We start from the raw sequence: 19,568 nt of genomic DNA, 5'->3' as shown, positions 1-19,568 counted from the left end.
GTCTTCTCGGCGGGAGGGCGCGGGCCGCAGGGTTACTGCGGGGGGTTGCCGTGCTTGCGGGACGGCAGGTCGGCGTGCTTGGTGCGGAGCATCGCGAGCGCGCTCGCGAGCACCTCACGGGTCTCCGCCGGGTCGATGACGTCGTCGACCAGTCCGCGCTCCGCCGCGTAGTAGGGATGCATCAGCTCGGCCTTGTACTCCTTGACCATGCGGGCTCGCATGGCCTCGGAGTCCTCGGCCTCGGCGATCTGCTTGCGGAAGATGACATTGGCGGCACCTTCGGCGCCCATCACCGCGATCTCGTTGGTCGGCCAGGCGTAGGTGAGGTCGGCTCCGATGGACTGGGAGTCCATCACGATGTAGGCCCCTCCGTACGCCTTGCGCAGGATCAGGGAGATCCTTGGCACGGTGGCGTTGCAGTAGGCGTACAGGAGCTTGGCACCGTGCCGGATGATCCCGCCGTGCTCCTGGTCGACGCCCGGCAGGAAGCCGGGGACATCCAGCAGCGTGACAATGGGGATATTGAAAGCGTCGCACATCTGGACAAAGCGCGCAGCTTTCTCCGATGCCTCGATGTCCAGGACCCCGGCGAGCGACTGCGGCTGGTTGGCGACGATGCCGATGACCTGACCGTCGAGTCGCGCCAGGGCGCAGATGATGTTACGGGCCCAGCGCTCGTGGATCTCCAGGAAGTCGCCCTCGTCGACAAGTTCCTCGATGACCTTGTGCATGTCGTACGGGCGGTTGCCGTCCGCGGGGACCAGATCGAGCAGCACGTCGGAGCGGCGGTCCGCCGGGTCCTCGGAGGCGACCGTGGGCGGGTTCTCCCGGTTGTTCTGCGGAAGCATCGACAGGAGGTAGCGCACCTCGGCGATGCAGGTCTCCTCGTCGTCGTACGCGAAGTGCGCGACACCCGAGGTCTCGGCGTGCACATCGGCGCCGCCGAGGCCGTTCTGGGTGATCTCCTCACCGGTGACGGCCTTGACCACATCGGGGCCCGTGATGAACATCTGCGAGGTCTCACGGACCATGAAGACGAAGTCCGTGAGTGCCGGGCTGTAGGCGGCGCCGCCCGCGCACGGGCCGAGCATCACGCTGATCTGCGGGATGACGCCGGAGGCGCGGGTGTTGCGCTGGAAGATCCCGCCGTAGCCGGCGAGCGCGGAGACACCCTCCTGGATCCGGGCGCCCGCGCCGTCGTTCAGCGAGACCAGGGGCGCGCCGGCCGAGATGGCCATGTCCATGATCTTGTGGATCTTGGTGGCGTGGGCCTCGCCCAGGGCGCCGCCGAAGATCCTGAAGTCGTGCGCGTACACGAAGACCGTACGGCCCTCGACCGTGCCCCAGCCGGTGATGACACCGTCGGTGTACGGCTTCCTGGCCTCCAGGCCGAAGCCGCTGGCACGGTGCCTGCGCAGCTGCTCGACCTCCTTGAACGAACCCTCGTCAAGCAGCAGCTCGATACGCTCCCGAGCGGTCAGCTTGCCCTTCGCGCGCTGTGCCTCGGTCGCCCGGTCGCTCGGCCCTCGACGGGCCTCCTCGCGCAGGGCGTGCAATTCGGCCACTCGGCCCCGGGCGTCTACGGGCTCACCCGGCGTCTCGTCCACTACGGTCATGTCCCAACCCTACGAAGAGCACCAAGGAATCGCGCCGTCGACTCCACACAGTCTCGTGGCGGTATTCCTGGTGGGCCTGGACAGAACCCGGCCCGATGCGGGGTTCCTGAACAGCAAGCTACCCCCGGCTCTTGTGGGATTCCCCTAGATGTCAGCGCACGGCAAACTCACAGCGATGACTCGCGCCGGCTGTTCCCGGGGTGATCCGAAGCCGTAGGTTACGGCCCGCCGCGAGCACTTCGACGGCCGGGTCCCGGCCGGTGACCCGGCGTACCGGCCGGTCCCAGACGATCTCCAGCGGCTCCCCGTCGCGGGCGGGGCCGCTCGCGAGGAGCACCGCCGTACGGCCGCGCACCACGACGAGCACGCTCGCGGGAGCGGACGCGGTGAGCGGCCCCGCCGTCCCCGGCTGCCAGAAGTTCGCGGCGATACAGCCGAGTGAGCGGATCTCCACCGCCTGGAGGGCCGCCGTATTGGCGAGGATCCCGAGCCAGTGGCGGTCGGCGGCGCGGGCCGCCACGGTACGCCGGGAGGCGCCGGGCAGCAGCAGATAGGCGTACGAGACGTCGACCGGGTCGATGCCGTGGTCCAGCCAGAGAGTCCGATAGCGGCGGGTACGCCGTTCGGTGGAACTGGTGGTGTTGATATCGCTCCAGGCGCCGGTGCGCGCCTCCGTGAGCGTGCGTACGCCGGCGCCGCCCGGGAAGACCCAGCCGCCGTGGCCTTCCAGATGGGCCCAGCGGGGGCGTGGCCCGCCGTCGAGCGTGAAGACGTCGGCGCCGTTCTCGCCGAGGTTGCGGTTGTCCACGACTGTCTCGGCGGGCACCCCGTCCGTCGCGCTGATCCCGGCGCCCAGACAGATGACGGCGTCGGCCGCGAAGAACCAGGACTTGCGGGCTTCGAGAGTCGAACCGAGACCCTTGAGATGCTGGCCGACGGCGGCGAACTCCCCGTCGGTCGCGCCGCCGACCCACCGTACGGCCGGTTTGGGGGCGCCCCACTCGCCGCCGGCCCGGTCGGCGAGCCGCTTGGTGGAGACCGTCGTGCCGGGCAGCCGGTACGGGTCGACCGTGGGCCAGAACCAGTCGGTGTACTGGTCATTGCCCCGGTCCGCGCCCCACCAGTAGAGCATTCCGGCGCCGGTGTGCCAGCCGCGTGGATTCTCGCCGTTGCCGCACTCGTAGTACGTGATCCGGTCCGAGGCCATGGAGAGCGCGGCGGCCCAGCCGGGCCGCCGGTGCACGGCGCGGTCCATCGCCGTGAAGAGGGTATGGCCGACCGGCTCGGGGGCGGCGGGGACGGCCGAGGCGGCGACGGCGCTCAGCCGGGCGAGATCGGCGACGTCGAACTGGCGGGCGGTGAGGATCGGTGAGACGGTGTCCCGCTCGATCCACCCCTTGACCAGAGCGGTCCACCGGTCCCGCTCGGCCGGGGAGGCACCGCCGGCGAGCAGGGGGATGGCCGCGATCAGCCCCTGGCCATGGAAGTGATCGCTCCGCAGCACCCCCTGGTCGTCGCTCATGAGATAACCGCGGCTGATGGCCCGGCCGTTGACGCCGTCCATCATCAGCCCGTTGTAGATCAGCGGGGCGTAGGCGTGCTCCACGCTGTCGAGGATGATCTGCCGACGGGGATCGGTGACGGCCCACGTGGACCCGGCGAGAAGAGTGAACAGCCGGCCGAGCCCGTCCAGCATGACCTGCCCGTACGTACCGGAGTAGGCGACCCAGGTGTGCTGGACGAAGGAGCCGTCGGCGTAGAGGCCGTCGCCCTTCGTGACATACGGGAAGACCGGCGAGAGCGCGTCGCGGGCGAGGGCGAGCTTGGCCGGGGCCCGGCCGAGCACCCCGCGCAGGGCGACGGAGCGGCAGAGGTCGACCCGGTTGGCGCCGGTGCTGGTGCCGGAGTAGTCGGCGAGCAGCGCGTCGGGGATGAAGTGGTCGACGGCGGCACAGGCCGCGGCCCGCTGCTCCTCGGTGAGGTGGCCGTACAGGACGGCCACGAGATCCATGAGCAGCCGGGGCGAGCCGATCTGCCATTCCCACCAGTTGCCGTACGGAGTGGTCGCGGGGCGGTAGACGGTGGCGGAGAGATGGCCGAGACCGCGCAGGACATCGGCGAGGAGCGCCGCGTCGCCGGTGAGGCCGGTGCCCGGCTGGGCGTACGCCTGGGCCATGGTCCACAGCCGGCTGTAGCTCTGGGTGATTCCGGAGGGTGGATCGAAGGGACGGTCCGGCCAGAGGGAGGCGGCGGCCGGCGCCATCGATCGCCGGAAGCGCGCGGCCAGTTCACCGGTCCGCGCGAGCCGCGAGGCGTACGGCTCGACGGCCGGGTCGTAGCCGGTGCCGAGCTGGAGATCCACCCAGCGCAGCCGCAGTTCCTCGAACTCGTCGGCGTCGGCGCGCTGTCCGGCGGCGGCCGGGCGGGAGAGCGGGAGCGAGAGTGCGCCCGCTCCGGTGGCGGTCAGAAAGGCACGACGGGACCAGGCGGACAGCAGCGACACGGAGACCCCCGCGATCGGAAGTGGTGTAGACCGGCTGGTCGTTGGTCTAGCACCGCGTTCGAACGCTTTCAACGGTGCCGACGCGCCCAACAGCGGCCCATGTCCGCCATGTTGTGAGGACCCGGAATTTCAGAGAGCGCTCTCAGGCTCAACTCTTGACGCTGGACGGTGTCGGTCGGTTCCTGACGCGGACAACCGGTCCCGGCACGAAGGCTCCCGCGCGGGGCTCCCGCACAGGGGCTCCCGCACGAGAACGGTGCCCCGCTCTCCCATGGCCGGGAGAGCGGGGCACCGTCCTGTCCGAGGACCGCCAACGGCGTCAGCAGCCGCCGCAGTTGTAGAACGTCACATCCCAGTGGTTGCCCTCGTCGGCGTAGACGTTGCCGGCGCCGGACTGCCACTGCGGAGCGCCGTCACCGCGCACCCCGATGTACGTGAAGGTGTTCTTGACGTAGTTGGTGACGCAGGTGGCCTTGCCGAAGTCGAGCTTGTAGCCGTTCCAGTGCGAGTACGTGCCGCTCGCGTGGCCGGTCTCCGTACCGCCGGTGATGTTGAGACCGCAGCCGCTGGCGCTTCTCAGGGTCTGCGCCCCCTTGGCCGAGTCCAGGTTGAGCTGGTCGAACGACGTACAGGTCGGGTTGTTGCGGTCGGAGCAGCCGCCGGACGAGGACCACGTGATCCCGGACGACCGGAACATCGAGGTGGCGGTGGCGTGGGTGATCTTGGTGGCGGCCTGGGCGTCGGTGGCCGTGCTCAGGACACCGAAGCCGGGGGCGAAGAGCGCGCCGAGCACGAGGGCGAGCGCGCTGAGAACAGAGCGGATTTTCATTGGGGGGATTCCCTCTCCTGCTGAAGACCGTGGAGCCGATTGGTGCCGACGGGCGGTGGGGCCAATGGGGCGGTGGGGCAGGTGGAACAGGGAGATCGTGCCCGATGTCTACGCGCGTCCGCCAGAGGGCGACGAGCTCAGTTGGCCTCGATCGGGTGACATTGTTGAAATCTGAACCAGACATGGCTATGGTGATGGTCGTTGAAGGTTAAACAACCACCTCGCGCCACCACTCTCTCTCAGGAGCAACCATGGGACTCTTCGGCCGCAAGAACGACTCGGCTCAGACCTCGACCTCCGCCGCCACGGCCACCGCCACCGCCACCGCCACGGTGGACCCGGCGCTCGCCGCGCTGACCGGCGAATACACCATCGACCCGGCGCACAGCACGATCAGCTTCACCGTCCGGCACGCGATGGTCACCAACGTCCGGGGCACCTTCACGGAGCACGAGGGCTCGCTGAGCCTGGACGGTACGGACCCGACCGCCTCCTCGGCGCTGATCGAGGTCGCGATCGCCAGTGTCGACACCGGGATCGCGGACCGCGACGGTCATCTGCGCAGCGCCGACTTCTTCGACGCCGAGACGTTCCCGAAGATGTCCTTCCGCTCCACCGCCGTCGAGCAGCTGGACGCGGAGACCTACCGGCTGACCGGTGACCTCTCCATCAAGGACGTCACCCGGCCGCTCACCATCGACCTGGAGTTCAACGGCTCGGCCACCGACGTGTACGGCAACGAGCGCGTCGGTTTCGAGGGCAGCGCCACGATCCTGCGCTCCGACTGGGGCCTGACCTGGAACGCCGCGCTGGAGACCGGCGGTGTGATGGTCAGCGACAAGGTCAAGCTGAGCTTCGACATCTCCGCCATCAAGAAGGCCTGAGATCGACAGGTCCGCGATCCACAGGACCGCGCGGGATCTAGAACCCGCCGCCGCCGTCGAAGCCGCCGCCCCCGCCGAAGTCCCCTCCCCCGCCGAAGCCTCCGCCGCCGAAGTCGCCCGGGTCGAAGTCCGAACCCGAGTAGTCTCCGCCGCCGAAGCCGGACGGGTCACCGCCGCCGAAGTCCGCGGCATAGGCGGGGGTCGCCATCACGGAGCCGAGCATCGTGCCCACCAGCAGCCCCGGCAGCAGCCCGCCGCCGAAGTAGCCGCCGGCCCACGGTCCGTACGCCGGTCCCGCCTCCCAGTAGGGGCGGCGGCCGTGCTCGGTCTCGACCGTACGGGTCCCCGGGTCCGTACCGTCCGCCAGCCGGGCGGCGTCGGCCGCGCAGACCGGGACCGTACGCCGGACACCGGCGGGCGGCGCCCACTCCGCGTCCGTCACCGAAGGGCCGTGCCGCGGATCGAAGAAGCAGGGTGAACGGCGCTCCGGGAGCGGGGCGCCCGTCCTGCGGGCGGCCAGCGTGGCCAGCGTGAACCGGCCGTCCTCCAGCGCCTCCGTCACCCCGCGTACGTCCTCGGGCCGTTCCGCCGCGCCCATCAGGGACTTGGCCTTCTCGTACGAGTCCAGGGAGCGTTCGTAGTCCGCGCGCATCGCGTCGTCGGCGCCGGGCTCGCCGGGGTGGAAGTCCAGCCGGTCCAGCTCCTCGCCGAACGCGGTGATGTCCTCGTCCACGACGACCCGCAGCTTCTCCAGCGCCTCGCGGGTCCGCTCGTCGCGCTTGCGGCGGTTGGCGCGCGCCACGGCGTACGCGCCCGCGCCGCCCACCACGACCACGGAGCCGAGCACGATCAGCCCGGTGGACGAGTCGCCGGCGCCGCCCGATCCCGACCCCGAGTCCCAGGAGGCCGGGGCCTGGCCCCGGATCTGCGGGAGGGCCTGGTCGGCGAAGTTGTTCAGCTCGGTCGCGGCGTCGACCGGGCCGCCCGCCTTGACCGCGGCCGTGAGATTGCTGACGGCCCGGCCGGTCAGCACCGCGGCGTCGGCACCCGCGTTGAATCCGTCGCCCAGACGGATGGCGTACAGCCCCGTCACGCCGGTCTCGGCCCGTACCGTCTTCAGTACGGACGAGGCCGGGAAGTCGGCGGTCGCCGGCAGGACCGCCACGAAGAGCGGCTTGTCCGCGTCCTTGATCTTCTTCGCCAGGGCCTCGGCCTCGGACGCCGAGAGCTGCCCCGCGGCGCGTGGGTCCACATAGACCGGACTCTTCTTGAGGGCATCGCCCACCGCCTGAGCGCCGGTGGCCGTCGGCGCGTCGGTGGCCGTCGACAGGTTGGTGGCCGCCTGCGCGCCCGGCGCCACCAGGAAGGCCGTGGCGAGGAAAGCGAGAAGCAGCCCGGACCATAGGGAAATCAGCCTCGTCCTCATACACATTGACGCTACCCGAAGTACGGCGAAACCGGACGGGCGAAGAAGGGACGGACCGGGAACGAGGTCCTACGGCGCCGACTCCCGGACGATGATCTCGGTGGGCAGGACCACCGGCCCGTCGGGACCGGACAACGTCCCGGCGGCACCGGACGGCATCCCGGCGGCACCGGACGGCGTCCCGGCGAGATGTCCGAGCAGCAGCCGCGCCGCCGTCTCGCCCATCTGCTGGGTGGGCTGACGGACGGTGGTCAGCGGTGGCTCCGTGTGCCGGGCCAGTGGGATGTCGTCGAAGCCGACCACCGCGACATCGTCGGGTACCTTGCGCCCCGCCGCCCGCAGGGCCCGCAGCGCGCCGGCCGCGCTGATGTCGTTGTGCGCGAACACGGAGTCGAAGCGGACCTTGCCGTTGATGAGTTTCTCCACCGCGAGCCGTCCCGACAGCTCGGTGAAGTCCCCCACCACGACGAGATCGGTGGGCAGGACCTCACGGAAGCCCCTGAGCCGGTCGCGTACGCACCCGAAGTGCGCGGGCCCGGTGATCACCAGCGGTCTGCCCCGCCCGCCGGCCAGCAGATGACGGGCCGCGGAGGCGCCACCCTCGTGGTTGGTGGTCACCACGGACGGAAAGCCCTCCGGGCGGCTGCCCCGGTCATCGATCAGTACGACGGGCAGCCCCTTGCGGTGCAGTCCGATGATGGTGTCGAGGGTGTTCTCCGGCTCCACGACGAGCAGTCCGTCGAAGGCGCGGGCCGAGACCTGGGTGACGAAGTGCTCCACCGATTCGGGGCCGCGGTTGCAGGTGAAGAGCAGCAGGCCGTAACCGGCCGCCTCGACGGTGTCCACGACCCCCTGAAGGACCTCGCCCATCCAGGGCCAACTCAGCGCGGGCACCAGCATGCCGATCGTATGACTGCTGCCGCGCGCCAGTCCGACGGCGCCCGAGCTGGGTACGTAGCCGAGCCGGGCGATCACGGCCCGGACGCGGGCGGCCGTGCCCCGGTCGACTTCGCCTTTGGTATTGATCACCCGCGACACGGTCGTCTTGCTGACGCCGGCCTCACGGGCGACATCGGCGATGGTGACACGCATCGTGGCCTCCCCGAAGAGGTGGGGAACCGGTCGCGGCCCGACAGGCCGGTACCGGTCCCGGAACCGGTACCGGTGCTCGGCGGTGAGTTAACCGGCACGCCGGACCGCCGTCAACACTTCACGCCGAGATTGGTCCGCACCTTTGTTACGTACCAGTCCGACCGCAGGTCAGAGGCGACACAGGGGTGTTGAGCGTTCAGTTTGTGAATACGCGGCCTCTTGACGGGGGTTCGTAACGGCAGTTCACTCACGCCGCACGGCATCACCCCCCACAGCACTGCCGATGAAGGGCAGCAGACTTATGTCGAGATCGACTGGCATCGGGCGGCGGCTGACGAGGGCGCTCCTCGCGGGCGCCCTGACCACCGCCGGACTCACCGGCCTCTCCGCCGGTACGGCCCACGCCGCGGGCGAGCAGGTCAATATCTGGCTGACGACCACCGACGACAGCGGAGGACGCCATGTCACCCGCGGTCTCCAGCAGCAGACGCCCGTCAACTTCCAGCCGGGCAACGGCGGCAGCGGTACGAACGTCAGTGTCGACGAGGGCACCCGCTATCAGACCTTCACGGGCGGCGGCGCCTCCTTCACGGACACCGCGGCCTGGCTGATGAAGGGCAGCGGCGCGCTCTCCCAGGCGACCCGTGACGACACGATGAAGAAGCTCTTCTCCCCCACCGAGGGCATCGGGCTCTCCTTCATCCGCAACCCCATGGGCGGTTCCGACCTCGCGCGCTTCGGCTACACGTACAACGACCTTCCCGCGGGCCAGACCGATCCCACCCTCGCGCGGTTCTCCCTCGCGCACGATCTGGCCGATGTGCTGCCGCTGACCAAGCAGGCCAAGCAGCTCAACCCGGCGCTGACGACCATGGCCTCGCCGTGGACGGCGCCGGCCTGGATGAAGGACAACGGCCAGCTCAACGGCGGCTGGCTGAAGGCGGAGAACTACGGCACGTACGCCGACTACTTCGTGAAGTACCTCCAGGCCTACCGCGACCAGGGCATCCCGGTCGACTATGTCTCGGTGCAGAACGAGCCGACCTGCTGCGCCGGTTATCCGTCGATGAGCTGGAACGGCTCGGGTCTCGCGTACTTCACCAAGAGCGAGCTGCTGCCCAAGCTCCGGAGCGCGGGGCTGCCCTCCAAGGTGCTGGCGCACGACTGGAACTGGGACACGTACGACGCGTACGCCGCCGAGACCGTGAACGACGCGGCCGTCCGCGACCACCCCAACTTCGGTGGCGTCGCCTGGCACGGCTACGGCGGCAATGTCCAGAAGCAGACGGATGTCCACAACCAGTATCCGCAGCTGAACGCCTTCCAGACCGAGCACTCGGGCGGCACCTGGATCGCCAATCAGCAGCGCGAGGACATGTCGAACATCATCGACTACACCCGTAACTGGGCGAAGTCGGTGACCAAGTGGTCGCTGGCGGTGGACCAGAACCGCGGCCCGCACAACGGCGGCTGCGGCACCTGCGACGGGCTGATCACGGTCCACAACGGTGACGGCCGGCACGGCCAGGTCGACTACACCATCGAGTACTACACGATGGGCCATCTCACGAAGTTCGTGAAGCCCGGAGCGGAGCGCGTCGCCTCCACCGCCAGCACCGCGGTGCCCAATGTGGCCTGGCGCAACCCGGACGGCTCCAAGGCGCTGATCGCGTACAACGACGCGTCGGCGGCCCGTGAGCTGCGGGTCAACTGGGGCGGGCAGAACTTCAGCTACTCCCTGCCCGGAAAGACGTCGGCGACCTTCACCTGGTCCGGCACCCAGTCCGGCGGCGGCACCGGCGCGTCGGGCACCTTCACCGGGCTCGGCGGAAAGTGCCTGGACGTGGCGGGCGGCGCGAGCGCCAATGGGACGGCCGTCCAGCTCTACGACTGCAACGGCTCGACGGCCCAGCGCTGGACGGTCGGCACGGACTCGACGATCAGGACCCTCGGCAAGTGCCTGGACGTGACGTCGGCGTCGACGGCGAACGGCGCCAAGGTGCAGTTGTACGACTGCAACGGGAGCGGCGCCCAGCAGTGGACGTACAACGCCGGGACCGGCGACATCGTCAACACCGCGGCGGACAAGTGCCTCGATGTGACGGACAATTCCTCGGCCAACGGCGCGCGCGCCCAGATCTGGACCTGCACCGGAGCCGCCAACCAGAAGTGGCGGCTCCAGAGCTAGGACGTGTCCTGGGGCCGGGGTGGACCGCGCGGAGTGGGTGACTACTCCGCCGGTTCGACCCCGGCCCGCAGCAGTCCGTACGTATACGCGTCCTCCAGTGCCTGCCAGGAGGCCGCGATCACATTTTCGGCGACCCCGACCGTGGACCAGTCGCCGACCCCGTCCCCGGTGGTGATCAGCACGCGCGTGGTGGACTCCGTGCCGTGCCTGCCTTCCAGGATGCGGACCTTGTAGTCCACCAGCTCCAGCTTGGCCAGCTGCGGATAGATCCGCTCCAGGCCGACCCGCATGGCCCGGTCCAGGGCGTTGACCGGGCCGTTTCCCTCCGCGGTGGCGACGATCCGCTCGCCCTTGGCCCACAGCTTCACGGTGGCCTCGTTGGCGTGCGTACCATCGGGCCGGTCCTCGACGATCGCGCGCCAGGACTCCGTACGGAAGTAGTTGCGGGGCCCGCCCTCGACCTCCTCGCGCAGCATCAGCTCGAAGGACGCGTCGGCCGCCTCGTAGGTGTACCCCTTGAGCTCGCGCTCCTTGACCCGGCCCACGACCCGGCCGACCAGATCGCGGTCGCCGCTGAGGTCGATGCCCAGCTCCCGGCCCTTCAGCTCGATGGAGGCGCGGCCCGCCATGTCGGAGACGAGCATCCGCATGGTGTTTCCGACCCGTTCGGGGTCGATGTGCTGGTACAGGTCGGGGTCGACCTTGATCGCGGAGGCGTGGAGTCCGCCCTTGTGCGCGAAGGCGGAGACGCCGACGTACGGCTGGTGGGTGGAGGGGGCGAGATTGACGATCTCCGCGATGGCGTGCGAGATCCGGGTCATCTCGGCGAGCGCGCCCTCGGGCAGGACACGCTTGTCGTACTTCAGCTCCAGCGCGGCGACGACCGGGAAGAGGTTGGCGTTGCCGACGCGCTCGCCGTAGCCGTTGGCCGTGCACTGGACATGGGTGGCGCCCGCGTCGACGGCGGCGAGGGTGTTGGCGACGGCGCAGCCGGTGTCGTCCTGGGCGTGGATACCGAGCCGGGCGCCGGTGTCGGCGAGCACGGTGGCGACGACGGCGTGGATCTGGGCGGGCAGCATGCCGCCGTTGGTGTCACAGAGGACGACGACATCGGCGCCCGCTTCGGTCGCGGCCCGTACGACGGACTTGGCGTACTCGGGGTTGGCGCGGTAGCCGTCGAAGAAGTGCTCGCAGTCGACAAAGACGCGGCGGCCCTGTTCGCGCAGATGGGAGACGGTGTCGCGGACCATCTCGACGTTCTCGTCGAGGGTGGTGCGCAGCGCCAGTTCGACATGGCGGTCATGCGACTTGGCGACCAGCGTGACCACCGGGGCACCGGATTCGAGCAGCGCCCTGACCTGGGGGTCCTCCGCTGCCCTGACCCCCGGCCTGCGGGTGGAACCGAAGGCGACGAGCTGGGCGTTCTTGAAGTCGATCTCCTGCTGGGCGCGCGCGAAGAACTCGGTGTCGCGCGGGTTGGCCCCGGGCCAGCCGCCCTCGATGAAGCTCACGCCGAAGTCGTCCAGGTACCGCGCGATGGCCAGTTTGTCGGCGACGGTCAGATTGATGCCTTCACGCTGGGCGCCGTCGCGCAGTGTCGTGTCGAAGACATGAAAACTGTCGTCTTTCACCGTGGGCCCTGTGGACTCAGTGGTCATGGTGTGTAGCTCCTGTCGAGTGGAAGGACTGGCTCCACTTGCCCCCATCATCGCTCGCCTCATCTCCGGCGAGGATGGGGCCGGAAAATGAAAAAACCCCTCGCGGGTGCGAGAGGTCTACGCGCGGGTCTGAGGCACGGTGGCCGCGCCGTACATGGTGGTACGAAGCGATCACTGCGGACCGGCGCGTTTGCTGCCGATAATCATGGCGAACGAAAGCACAGGGCGATTTTCGCATGCCCGCGACTCTGGGGAAGGCCTGTCTCACGATGCGGTCGGGGCAGATGAGCGGTGCGTGACGAAAGCGCGCCACGGGACGTACGACGGGGACGCGGCGGAGGCCCGTGGAGGCGCGGCGGAGGCGCGGCGGAGGCCCGCTCCCGGGTTCGTTCCGGGCGCGGGCCTCCGCGGCCGTCCGCCGGCCTCGTTCTCAGGACAGGGGCCCTCAGCCCAGCACGTGCATCCAGCCGTGGGTGTCCGCCGTCCGGCCCGTCTGGATGGCCAGCAGGGCCTCGCGCAGCTTCATCGTGACCTCACCCGGCTCGCCGCCCGACTGGGTCCACTCGCCGCCTGCCGACTTGACCACACCGACCGGGGTGATCACCGCGGCCGTACCGCAGGCGAAGACCTCGGTGAGCGTGCCGTTCTCGGTGTCCCGGCGCCAGTCCTCCTTGGAGATCCGGCCCTCCTCGGAGCTGTAGCCGAGGTCGGCCGCGAGCCTCAGCAGCGAGTCACGGGTCACGCCCGCCAGCAGGGAGCCGGTCAGCTCGGGGGTGACGATGCGGTCGCCGTACACGAAGTACAGATTCATCCCGCCCAGTTCCTCGACCCAGCGGTGCTCCACCGCGTCCAGGTAGACCACCTGCTCGCAGCCCTTCTCCGCCGCCTCCGCCTGGGCGAGCAGGGACGCCGCGTAGTTGCCGCCGGTCTTGGCGAAGCCGATGCCGCCCGGCACCGCCCGGACGTAGTCCTCCGAGAGCCAGACCGAGACCGGCTTCACCCCGCCGGAGAAGTACGCGCCGGCGGGCGAGGCGATGACCAGGAACAGATACTCGTTCGCCGGCCGCACGCCGAGCCCGACCTCGGCGGCGATCATGAACGGGCGCAGATAGAGGGAGGCCTCCCCGCCGTGCGCGGGCACCCACCCCTTGTCCTGCTGGACCAGCGCGTCGCACGCGGCGATGAAGGTCTCGACGGGTAGCTCCGGCATGGCGAGCCGGCGGGCGGAGACCCGGAAGCGCTCGGCGTTGGACTCGGGCCGGAAGGTGGCGACCGAGCCGTCGGGGCGGCGGTAGGCCTTGAGCCCTTCGAAGATCTCCTGCGCGTAGTGCAGGGTCATGTTCGCCGGGTCGAGCGAGAGGGGACCGTACGGCACGAGCTGGGCGTCGTGCCAGCCGCGTCCCTCCGTCCACCGGATCGTCACCATGTTGTCGGTGAAGTGGCGGCCGAACCCCGGGTTGGCCAGGATCGCCTCGCGCTCCGCGTCGGACAGCGGGTTCGAGGAGGGCTTGAGTTCGATCGTGGGCGTGGTCATGAATACTCGTCCTTCACCGGTTGATGTGACGGACCGCGTTCACGCCGCTACTGCTACTAGGACGTCCGAGCATTCCCGCATGCCGCGGCCCACGCCGATTATCGCGCGGTGGGACGGGCGCATGAAAACGGGGTGAAAGCGGCCCTTGGATGATGGTGGCACCCGGTGGCCGCAAAAGAACAGCCGCCGGGCTCGAAGACCCGGCGGCTGTGAGGAGTCGACGGGTCAGCTCGCTACTCGTACGGCGAGCGCGTCGCCGATCTGGTCGGTCGTACGCGCGGTGGCCGCCGTACCGTCACGCCCGGCGAGATCGGCCGCGACGGCCTCCTCCACCCGGACGGCCTCGGCGTCGAACCCGAGGTGTCGCAGCAGCAGGGCGACGGAGAGGATCGTGGCCGTGGGGTCGGCCTTCCCCTGGCCCGCGATGTCCGGCGCCGACCCGTGGACCGGCTCGAACATGGACGGGAACGTACGGTCCGGATTGATGTTCGCGGACGCGGCCAGGCCGATTCCGCCGGTCACGGCGGCGGCCAGGTCGGTGAGGATGTCACCGAAGAGGTTGTCGGTGACGATCACGTCGAAGCGGTCGGGCTGGGTGACGAAGAAGATCGTCGCGGCGTCGACATGCAGATAGTCGGTGGCGACGTCGGGGTACTCCTGGCCCACGCGGTCGAAGATGTTCTTCCACATGTGGCCGGCGTAGACGAGGACGTTGTTCTTGTGGACCAGCGTCAGCTTCTTGCGCGGACGGGAGTTGGCGCGCTCGTACGCGTCACGGACGACCCGCTCCACGCCGTACGCCGTATTGAGGCTCACTTCGGTGGCCACCTCGGCGGGCGTGCCCGTGCGCAGCGAACCTCCGTTGCCGGTGTACGGGCCCTCGGTGCCCTCGCGGACGACGACGAAGTCGATGTCCGGGCGGCCCGCCAGCGGCGTGGCCGTATTGGGGAAGAGCTTCGACGGCCGCAGGTTGACGTAGTGGTCGAAGGCGAAGCGCAGCTTGAGCAGCAGCCCGCGCTCCAGGACGCCCGACGGCACGGTCGGGTCGCCGATCGCGCCGAGCAGGATCGCGTCATGCCCCTTGAGGGCTTCCAGCTCCGCGTCCGGGAGGGTTTCCCCGGTGCGGTGCCAGCGGCTCGCGCCGAGGTCGTACTCCTTGGTCTCCAGCTTCACATCCTGGGGAAGGACCGCGCTCAGGACCTTCAGGCCCTGGGCCACGACCTCCTGGCCGATGCCGTCACCGGGGATCACTGCGAGATTGAGGCTGCGAGACATGGAGGCACCCTACCCTCCGTCCCAGTGCATGACATCGCGTGTCCATTCTGTGGACACATTGCGAATCAGTCGTCAGCTGTATGCCCGCGATACATGCATTTGCCACCCACCGGTGCCACCGTCGGCACATGGAAACTCCCCGCGTCGGGATTCCCGACCATCTCGCGTCCCGAATGACCATGCCGGAGCAGCACGAGTATCTGCGCGAGAAGATCGGCCGACGCGGCCTCCTGCGCGCGGGCACGCTCGCCGCCGGGACGGTGGCGGGCGCCGGTCTGCTCGGCTCCAGCTCCGTCACCGCGGGCGCCGCCACGGTCACCGCGCCCGCCTTCCTGCCGTCGTCGGCGGCCGTCCGGGTGGACGGTTCGCTGGTGGCCCCGTTCGGCCGGCATCTGGCCTTCGGCGCCGACCCGAAGACCATGATGTCGGTCTCCTGGCAGGTGCCGTTCGCGGTGAAGAACCCCTTCGTCCGGATCGGTCCGAAGCCCTGGGACCTGAGCCGGCGGATCAAGGCGGAGGTGCGGTCGCTGCACACCCCCTCGCTGTCGGCCAAGCTGCCCGCGGTGGACCAGTACTACCTGCATGTCTCGCTGGAGCGGCTGCGCCCCGGGACCACGTACTACTACGGCGTGGGACACGACGGCTTCGACCCGGCGGACGCGCGCAATCTGGGGACGGTCGGCACCTTCCGCACCGCCCCGGCGCGCGCCGAGCCGTTCGTCTTCACCGCCTTCGGCGACCAGGGCGTCTCGTACGACGCCCTCGCCAACGACCAGGTGATCCTGGGCCAGAACCCGGTCTTCCATCTGCACGCGGGGGACATCTGCTACGCGGACAGCAGCGGCCAGGGGCTGCCCGCGGACACCTATGACGCGCGGGTCTGGGACCAGTTCCTGGCGCAGACCGAGTCGGTGGCCTCGCGGGTGCCGTGGATGGTGACCACCGGCAACCACGACATGGAGGCCTGGTACTCCCCCGACGGCTACGGCGGCCAGAACGCGCGCTGGTCCCTGCCGGGCGGCGGACTCGATCCGGTGAAGTCGCCGGGCGTCTACTCGTTCACGTACGGCAATGTCGGCGTGGTCGCCCTGGACGCGAACGATGTCTCCCACGAGATCCGCGCCAACACCGGCTACACCGACGGCGCCCAGACCCGCTGGCTGGACCGGCGTCTCGGCGAGCTGCGCGCGCACAAGGACATCGACTTCATCGTGGTGTTCTTCCACCACTGCGCCTTCTCGACCACGAACGCGCACGCCTCGGACGGCGGAGTGCGCGACGCGTGGGTGCCGCTCTTCGACAAGCACCGCGTCGATCTGGTCGTCAACGGCCACAACCATGTCTACGAGCGCACCGACGCGCTGCGCGGCGGCGCCGTCGGGCGCCGGGTGCCGGTCGGCGAGTCGGTCAGTTCGGTGCGCGACGGCATCGTGTACGTCACGGCGGGCGGCGCGGGCAAGGCGCTGTACGACTTCCCGGTGCCGGACAGTTACGAGGGCCATGTCGCCGATGTCGACAGCGTGCCCTCGTACCACTGGGAGCAGGGCGGCGCCAAGGCCACCGAGACCGTGGAGTGGTCGCGCGTGCGCTACACCGGGTTCTCGTTCCTCGCCGTCGAGGTGACGACGGGGCACCGCCCGGCGCTCAAGGTCTCCGCGCTCGCCGAGAGCGGCGAGCGCGTGGACCACTTCACGATTGCGCGCTGAGCCCGCACGATTACGCGCTGAGCCCGCCTCGGCCGCCGAACCGCGCCGGTCCCGGGCCGGCGCGGTTCAGTGGCCGGTCGAGCCGCCGTTGTCCCTGCGGTCGAGAGCACGCTGCAGGGCGGCGGCGGCGTTCTTGCGGTCGGATTCGCTGGTGCGGGGGGTGTGACGGACACGGCGGCGGACAGTCGTCTCGGCCATGGTGATCGACTCCTTGAGATAGCTGAGCCACGCGGCGGTGCGGAACCGCCAAGGGGGGGCACGGCCGGAGTGGCGGGGGCATACGCGGCAGGGATTACCTGCGTGAGGGCGCGTGCCAACAACCGCCATTCGCTCGATGGAGCGAGACGTTCGGCTCATTCCAAGCTAAGCGAGGATCACCGCTCTGTCTCCACGATTACTCGGACTTCCTACTATCTGAGACGGTGATCATCCCGACCTGCGGAAATCCCTCGTGGACCACAGGGCCACCGGACTACGGGGCCACCGGACTGCGGGGCTACAGCACATCCCCCTCGCGCCAGTCGAAGATCAGCGCACCGACGCCCCCGGAGGACGCGGATCCCGGCAGGGTCCGCCCCGCCGCCGGACGCAGATACGTGGAGCCCTCCTCCTCCGGCAGCCGTATCACTCCCCCGGGCGCCAGCGCCTCGATCCGGTGCGGCCAGGGCTGCCAGCCGCGCGCCCGGTAGAGCGGCGCCCCGGCGTCCGAGGCGGAGAGCGCCCCGGCGGCGTACGCGCCGTCGATCACCCGCTCCAGCGCGGCCATCACCCGGCCGCCAAGACCCCGCCCGCGCCGGTCGGCCCGTACGGCCACGGCCTCGACGTAGCCGACGCGGTAGGAGCGGCCGTCGTACAGCACCCGGCGCTGGACCACACTGCCGTGCGCGAGGAGCGTGCCGTCCGTGTCCACTACGAGGGCGTGCACACCGCCGAGCCCGTGGTCCCAGTCGTCGTCGGAGAAGCCGCCTTCGAAGGCGGCGTCCAACAGAGCGCGGATCTCGGTGAGTTCGGCCGGGGAGAGCTCATAGGTGTGGGCGGTGCGCAGGGTCTCCGTCATACGCGCCACTCTCTCAGGAGGCCGGCGCTCCGGGATATGGAACCGCCCCCGTGCCGGCAAGGGGGGCGGCCGGTACGGGGGCGGAGTCTGCGGGGCTCGGTGCCCCTGAGGGCCTGCCCCGTGTGCGGGATCGTCAGCCCATGTGCGGGTAGCGGTAGTCGGTCGGCGGGACCAGCGTCTCCTTGATGGCGCGGGTCAGCGTCCAGCGCATCAGGTTCTGCGGTGCGCCCGCCTTGTCGTTGGTACCGGACGCGCGGCCACCGCCGAAGGGCTGCTGGCCGACGACGGCGCCCGTCGACTTGTCGTTGATGTAGAAGTTGCCCGCCGCGTAGCGCAGCTTCTCCATCGCGTCGGCCGCGGCGGCGCGGTCACCGGCGATGATCGAGCCGGTCAGGGCGTACGCCGAGACGGACTCCATCTGTGCGAGCACGGTCTCGTAGTCGGCGTCGTCGTAGACGTGCACCGCGAGGATCGGGCCGAAGTACTCGGTCGTGAAGACCTCGTTCTCGGGGTCGGTGCAGGCGATGACGGTCGGCCGGACGAAGTAGCCGACGGAGTCGTCGTACGTACCGCCCGCGACGATCGTGCACGTCGGGTCGGCGGCGGCACGGTCGATGGCGGCCTTGTTCTTGGCGAAGGCGCGCTCGTCGATGACGGCTCCGATGAAGTTCGACAGATCGGTGACATCGCCCATGGCGATCCCGTCGACCTCGGCCGCGAACTCCTCCTTGAACCCGTCGTTCCAGATCGACGCCGGGACATAGGCGCGCGAGGAGGCGGAGCACTTCTGGCCCTGGTACTCGAAGGAGCCCCGGGTCAGCGCCGTCTTGAGGACCGCGCGGTCGGCGCTCGGGTGGGCGACGACGAAGTCCTTGCCGCCGGTCTCGCCGACGATGCGCGGGTAGGAGCGGTACGTCTCGATGTTGTTGCCGACGGTCTTCCACAGGTGCTGGAACGTCCTGGTCGAACCGGTGAAGTGAATCCCCGCGAGGTCGCGGTGGTTCAGGGCCACCTCGGAGACGGCGAGGCCGTCGCCCGTCACCAGGTTGATGACGCCCTTGGGCAGGCCGGCCTCCTCCAGCAGCTCCATCAGCAGCACGGCCGCGAGCGTCTGCGTCGGGGACGGCTTCCACACCACGACATTGCCCATGAGCGCGGGCGCGGTCGGCAGATTGCCCGCGATCGCCGTGAAGTTGAACGGCGTGATCGCGTAGACGAAGCCTTCGAGCGGCCGGTGGTCGAGCCGGTTCCAGACGCCGGGCGAGTTGGCCGGCGGCTGCTCGGCGAGCAGGTCACGGGCGTACTTGACGTTGAAGCGCCAGAAGTCGACGAGTTCGCAGGGGGTGTCGATCTCGGCCTGCTGGGCGGTCTTCGACTGGCCGAGCATGGTCGCGGCGGCCAGCGTCTCGCGCCACGGTCCCGCGAGCAGTTCGGCGGCGCGCAGGATGATCGCGGCGCGGTCGTCGAAGGACATGGCGCGCCAGCCCGGGGCGGCGGCCAGGGCCGCGTCGACCGCGTCGCGCGCGTCCTGCTGGGTGGCGCCGGCGAACGTACCGAGCACGGCCCGGTGGTTGTGCGGCTGTACGACGTCGACGCGCTCGCCCCCGCCCATCCGCTTCACGCCGCCGATCGTCATCGGCAGGTCGACGGGGTTCTCGGCCAGCTCCTTGAGCTTGACCTCAAGACGGGCCAGCTCCGGGGAGCCCGGGGCGTAGCCGTGCACCGGCTCGTTGACCGGCGCGGGAACCTGGGTCACAGCGTCCATGGGTGCCGAATCTCCTTCATCAGTAGGTCAGGGGG

The 19,568-nt window shown here is 69.8% G+C and carries 14 protein-coding genes; 3 read left to right on the top strand and 11 right to left on the bottom strand.

Annotated elements, in window-relative coordinates; translation table 11 throughout:
- Positions 1-32 precede the first annotated feature (32 nt).
- From ACFRMN_RS20910 to ACFRMN_RS20900, 3 genes are all read right to left on the bottom strand, one after another.
- Positions 33-1,616 carry an acyl-CoA carboxylase subunit beta gene (locus ACFRMN_RS20910; protein WP_383021633.1) on the bottom strand — a complete coding sequence of 528 codons (1,584 nt, stop codon included), beginning with the start codon at positions 1,614-1,616 and terminating at the stop codon, positions 33-35.
- A 151-nt stretch (positions 1,617-1,767) separates the two neighbouring features.
- Complete coding sequence (locus ACFRMN_RS20905; RefSeq protein ID WP_383021739.1) at positions 1,768-4,110, bottom strand: polysaccharide lyase 8 family protein; 2,343 nt, start codon at positions 4,108-4,110, stop codon at positions 1,768-1,770.
- A 328-nt stretch (positions 4,111-4,438) separates the two neighbouring features.
- A complete protein-coding gene (locus ACFRMN_RS20900) occupies positions 4,439-4,948 on the bottom strand; it encodes a hypothetical protein (RefSeq protein ID WP_383021630.1) in 510 nt (169 codons plus the stop codon).
- Between the two features lie 251 nt (positions 4,949-5,199).
- Between ACFRMN_RS20900 and ACFRMN_RS20895 the strand changes: the two genes are divergently transcribed.
- On the top strand, positions 5,200-5,832 hold the full coding sequence (locus tag ACFRMN_RS20895; protein ID WP_383021627.1) for a YceI family protein: 633 nt from the start codon (positions 5,200-5,202) through the stop codon (positions 5,830-5,832).
- Between the two features lie 37 nt (positions 5,833-5,869).
- Here ACFRMN_RS20895 and ACFRMN_RS20890 read toward each other — a convergent pair whose 3' ends face one another.
- Both ACFRMN_RS20890 and ACFRMN_RS20885 read right to left on the bottom strand, forming a co-directional pair.
- On the bottom strand, positions 5,870-7,258 hold the full coding sequence (locus ACFRMN_RS20890; protein ID WP_383021624.1) for a hypothetical protein: 1,389 nt from the start codon (positions 7,256-7,258) through the stop codon (positions 5,870-5,872).
- A 69-nt stretch (positions 7,259-7,327) separates the two neighbouring features.
- The gene (locus tag ACFRMN_RS20885) at positions 7,328-8,350 is read right to left on the bottom strand and encodes a LacI family DNA-binding transcriptional regulator (RefSeq protein ID WP_383021621.1); all 1,023 of its coding nucleotides are present in this window, start codon (positions 8,348-8,350) and stop codon (positions 7,328-7,330) included.
- A gap of 301 nt (positions 8,351-8,651) precedes the next feature.
- Here ACFRMN_RS20885 and ACFRMN_RS20880 point away from each other — a divergent pair, with 301 nt between their 5' ends.
- Positions 8,652-10,538: an RICIN domain-containing protein gene (locus ACFRMN_RS20880; protein WP_383021619.1), complete on the top strand. Its 1,887-nt coding sequence runs from the start codon at positions 8,652-8,654 to the stop codon at positions 10,536-10,538.
- Between the two features lie 41 nt (positions 10,539-10,579).
- Here ACFRMN_RS20880 and cimA read toward each other — a convergent pair whose 3' ends face one another.
- The 3 genes from cimA to ACFRMN_RS20865 all read right to left on the bottom strand — a co-directional run bounded on the left by cimA (position 10,580) and on the right by ACFRMN_RS20865 (position 15,005).
- Positions 10,580-12,196 (bottom strand): citramalate synthase, encoded by a 1,617-nt coding sequence (cimA, locus tag ACFRMN_RS20875; RefSeq protein ID WP_383021616.1) that lies wholly within the window; start codon positions 12,194-12,196, stop codon positions 10,580-10,582.
- A 445-nt stretch (positions 12,197-12,641) separates the two neighbouring features.
- Positions 12,642-13,730, bottom strand: coding sequence for a branched-chain amino acid aminotransferase (locus tag ACFRMN_RS20870; RefSeq protein ID WP_383021614.1), 1,089 nt, complete (start codon positions 13,728-13,730; stop codon positions 12,642-12,644).
- A gap of 225 nt (positions 13,731-13,955) precedes the next feature.
- Positions 13,956-15,005: a 3-isopropylmalate dehydrogenase gene (locus ACFRMN_RS20865; RefSeq protein WP_326610248.1), complete on the bottom strand. Its 1,050-nt coding sequence runs from the start codon at positions 15,003-15,005 to the stop codon at positions 13,956-13,958.
- A gap of 128 nt (positions 15,006-15,133) precedes the next feature.
- Here ACFRMN_RS20865 and ACFRMN_RS20860 point away from each other — a divergent pair, with 128 nt between their 5' ends.
- Complete coding sequence (locus ACFRMN_RS20860) at positions 15,134-16,711, top strand: purple acid phosphatase family protein (RefSeq protein ID WP_383021611.1); 1,578 nt, start codon at positions 15,134-15,136, stop codon at positions 16,709-16,711.
- A gap of 66 nt (positions 16,712-16,777) precedes the next feature.
- On the opposite strand, the gene ACFRMN_RS20855 is transcribed toward ACFRMN_RS20860, so the two are convergent.
- From ACFRMN_RS20855 to pruA, 3 genes are all read right to left on the bottom strand, one after another.
- Positions 16,778-16,909, bottom strand: coding sequence for a hypothetical protein (locus ACFRMN_RS20855; protein ID WP_106979167.1), 132 nt, complete (start codon positions 16,907-16,909; stop codon positions 16,778-16,780).
- 298 nt (positions 16,910-17,207) lie between these two features.
- Positions 17,208-17,768, bottom strand: coding sequence for a GNAT family N-acetyltransferase (locus tag ACFRMN_RS20850; RefSeq protein WP_383021607.1), 561 nt, complete (start codon positions 17,766-17,768; stop codon positions 17,208-17,210).
- A gap of 133 nt (positions 17,769-17,901) precedes the next feature.
- Positions 17,902-19,533, bottom strand: coding sequence for an L-glutamate gamma-semialdehyde dehydrogenase (gene pruA, locus ACFRMN_RS20845; RefSeq protein WP_383021605.1), 1,632 nt, complete (start codon positions 19,531-19,533; stop codon positions 17,902-17,904).
- Between the last annotated feature and the right edge of the window lie 35 nt (positions 19,534-19,568).

This window comes from Streptomyces sp. NPDC056835 (assembly GCF_042789485.1).
Taxonomy (GTDB): Bacteria; Actinomycetota; Actinomycetes; order Streptomycetales; family Streptomycetaceae; genus Streptomyces.
This window is presented reverse-complemented; position numbering and strand designations above follow the sequence as displayed.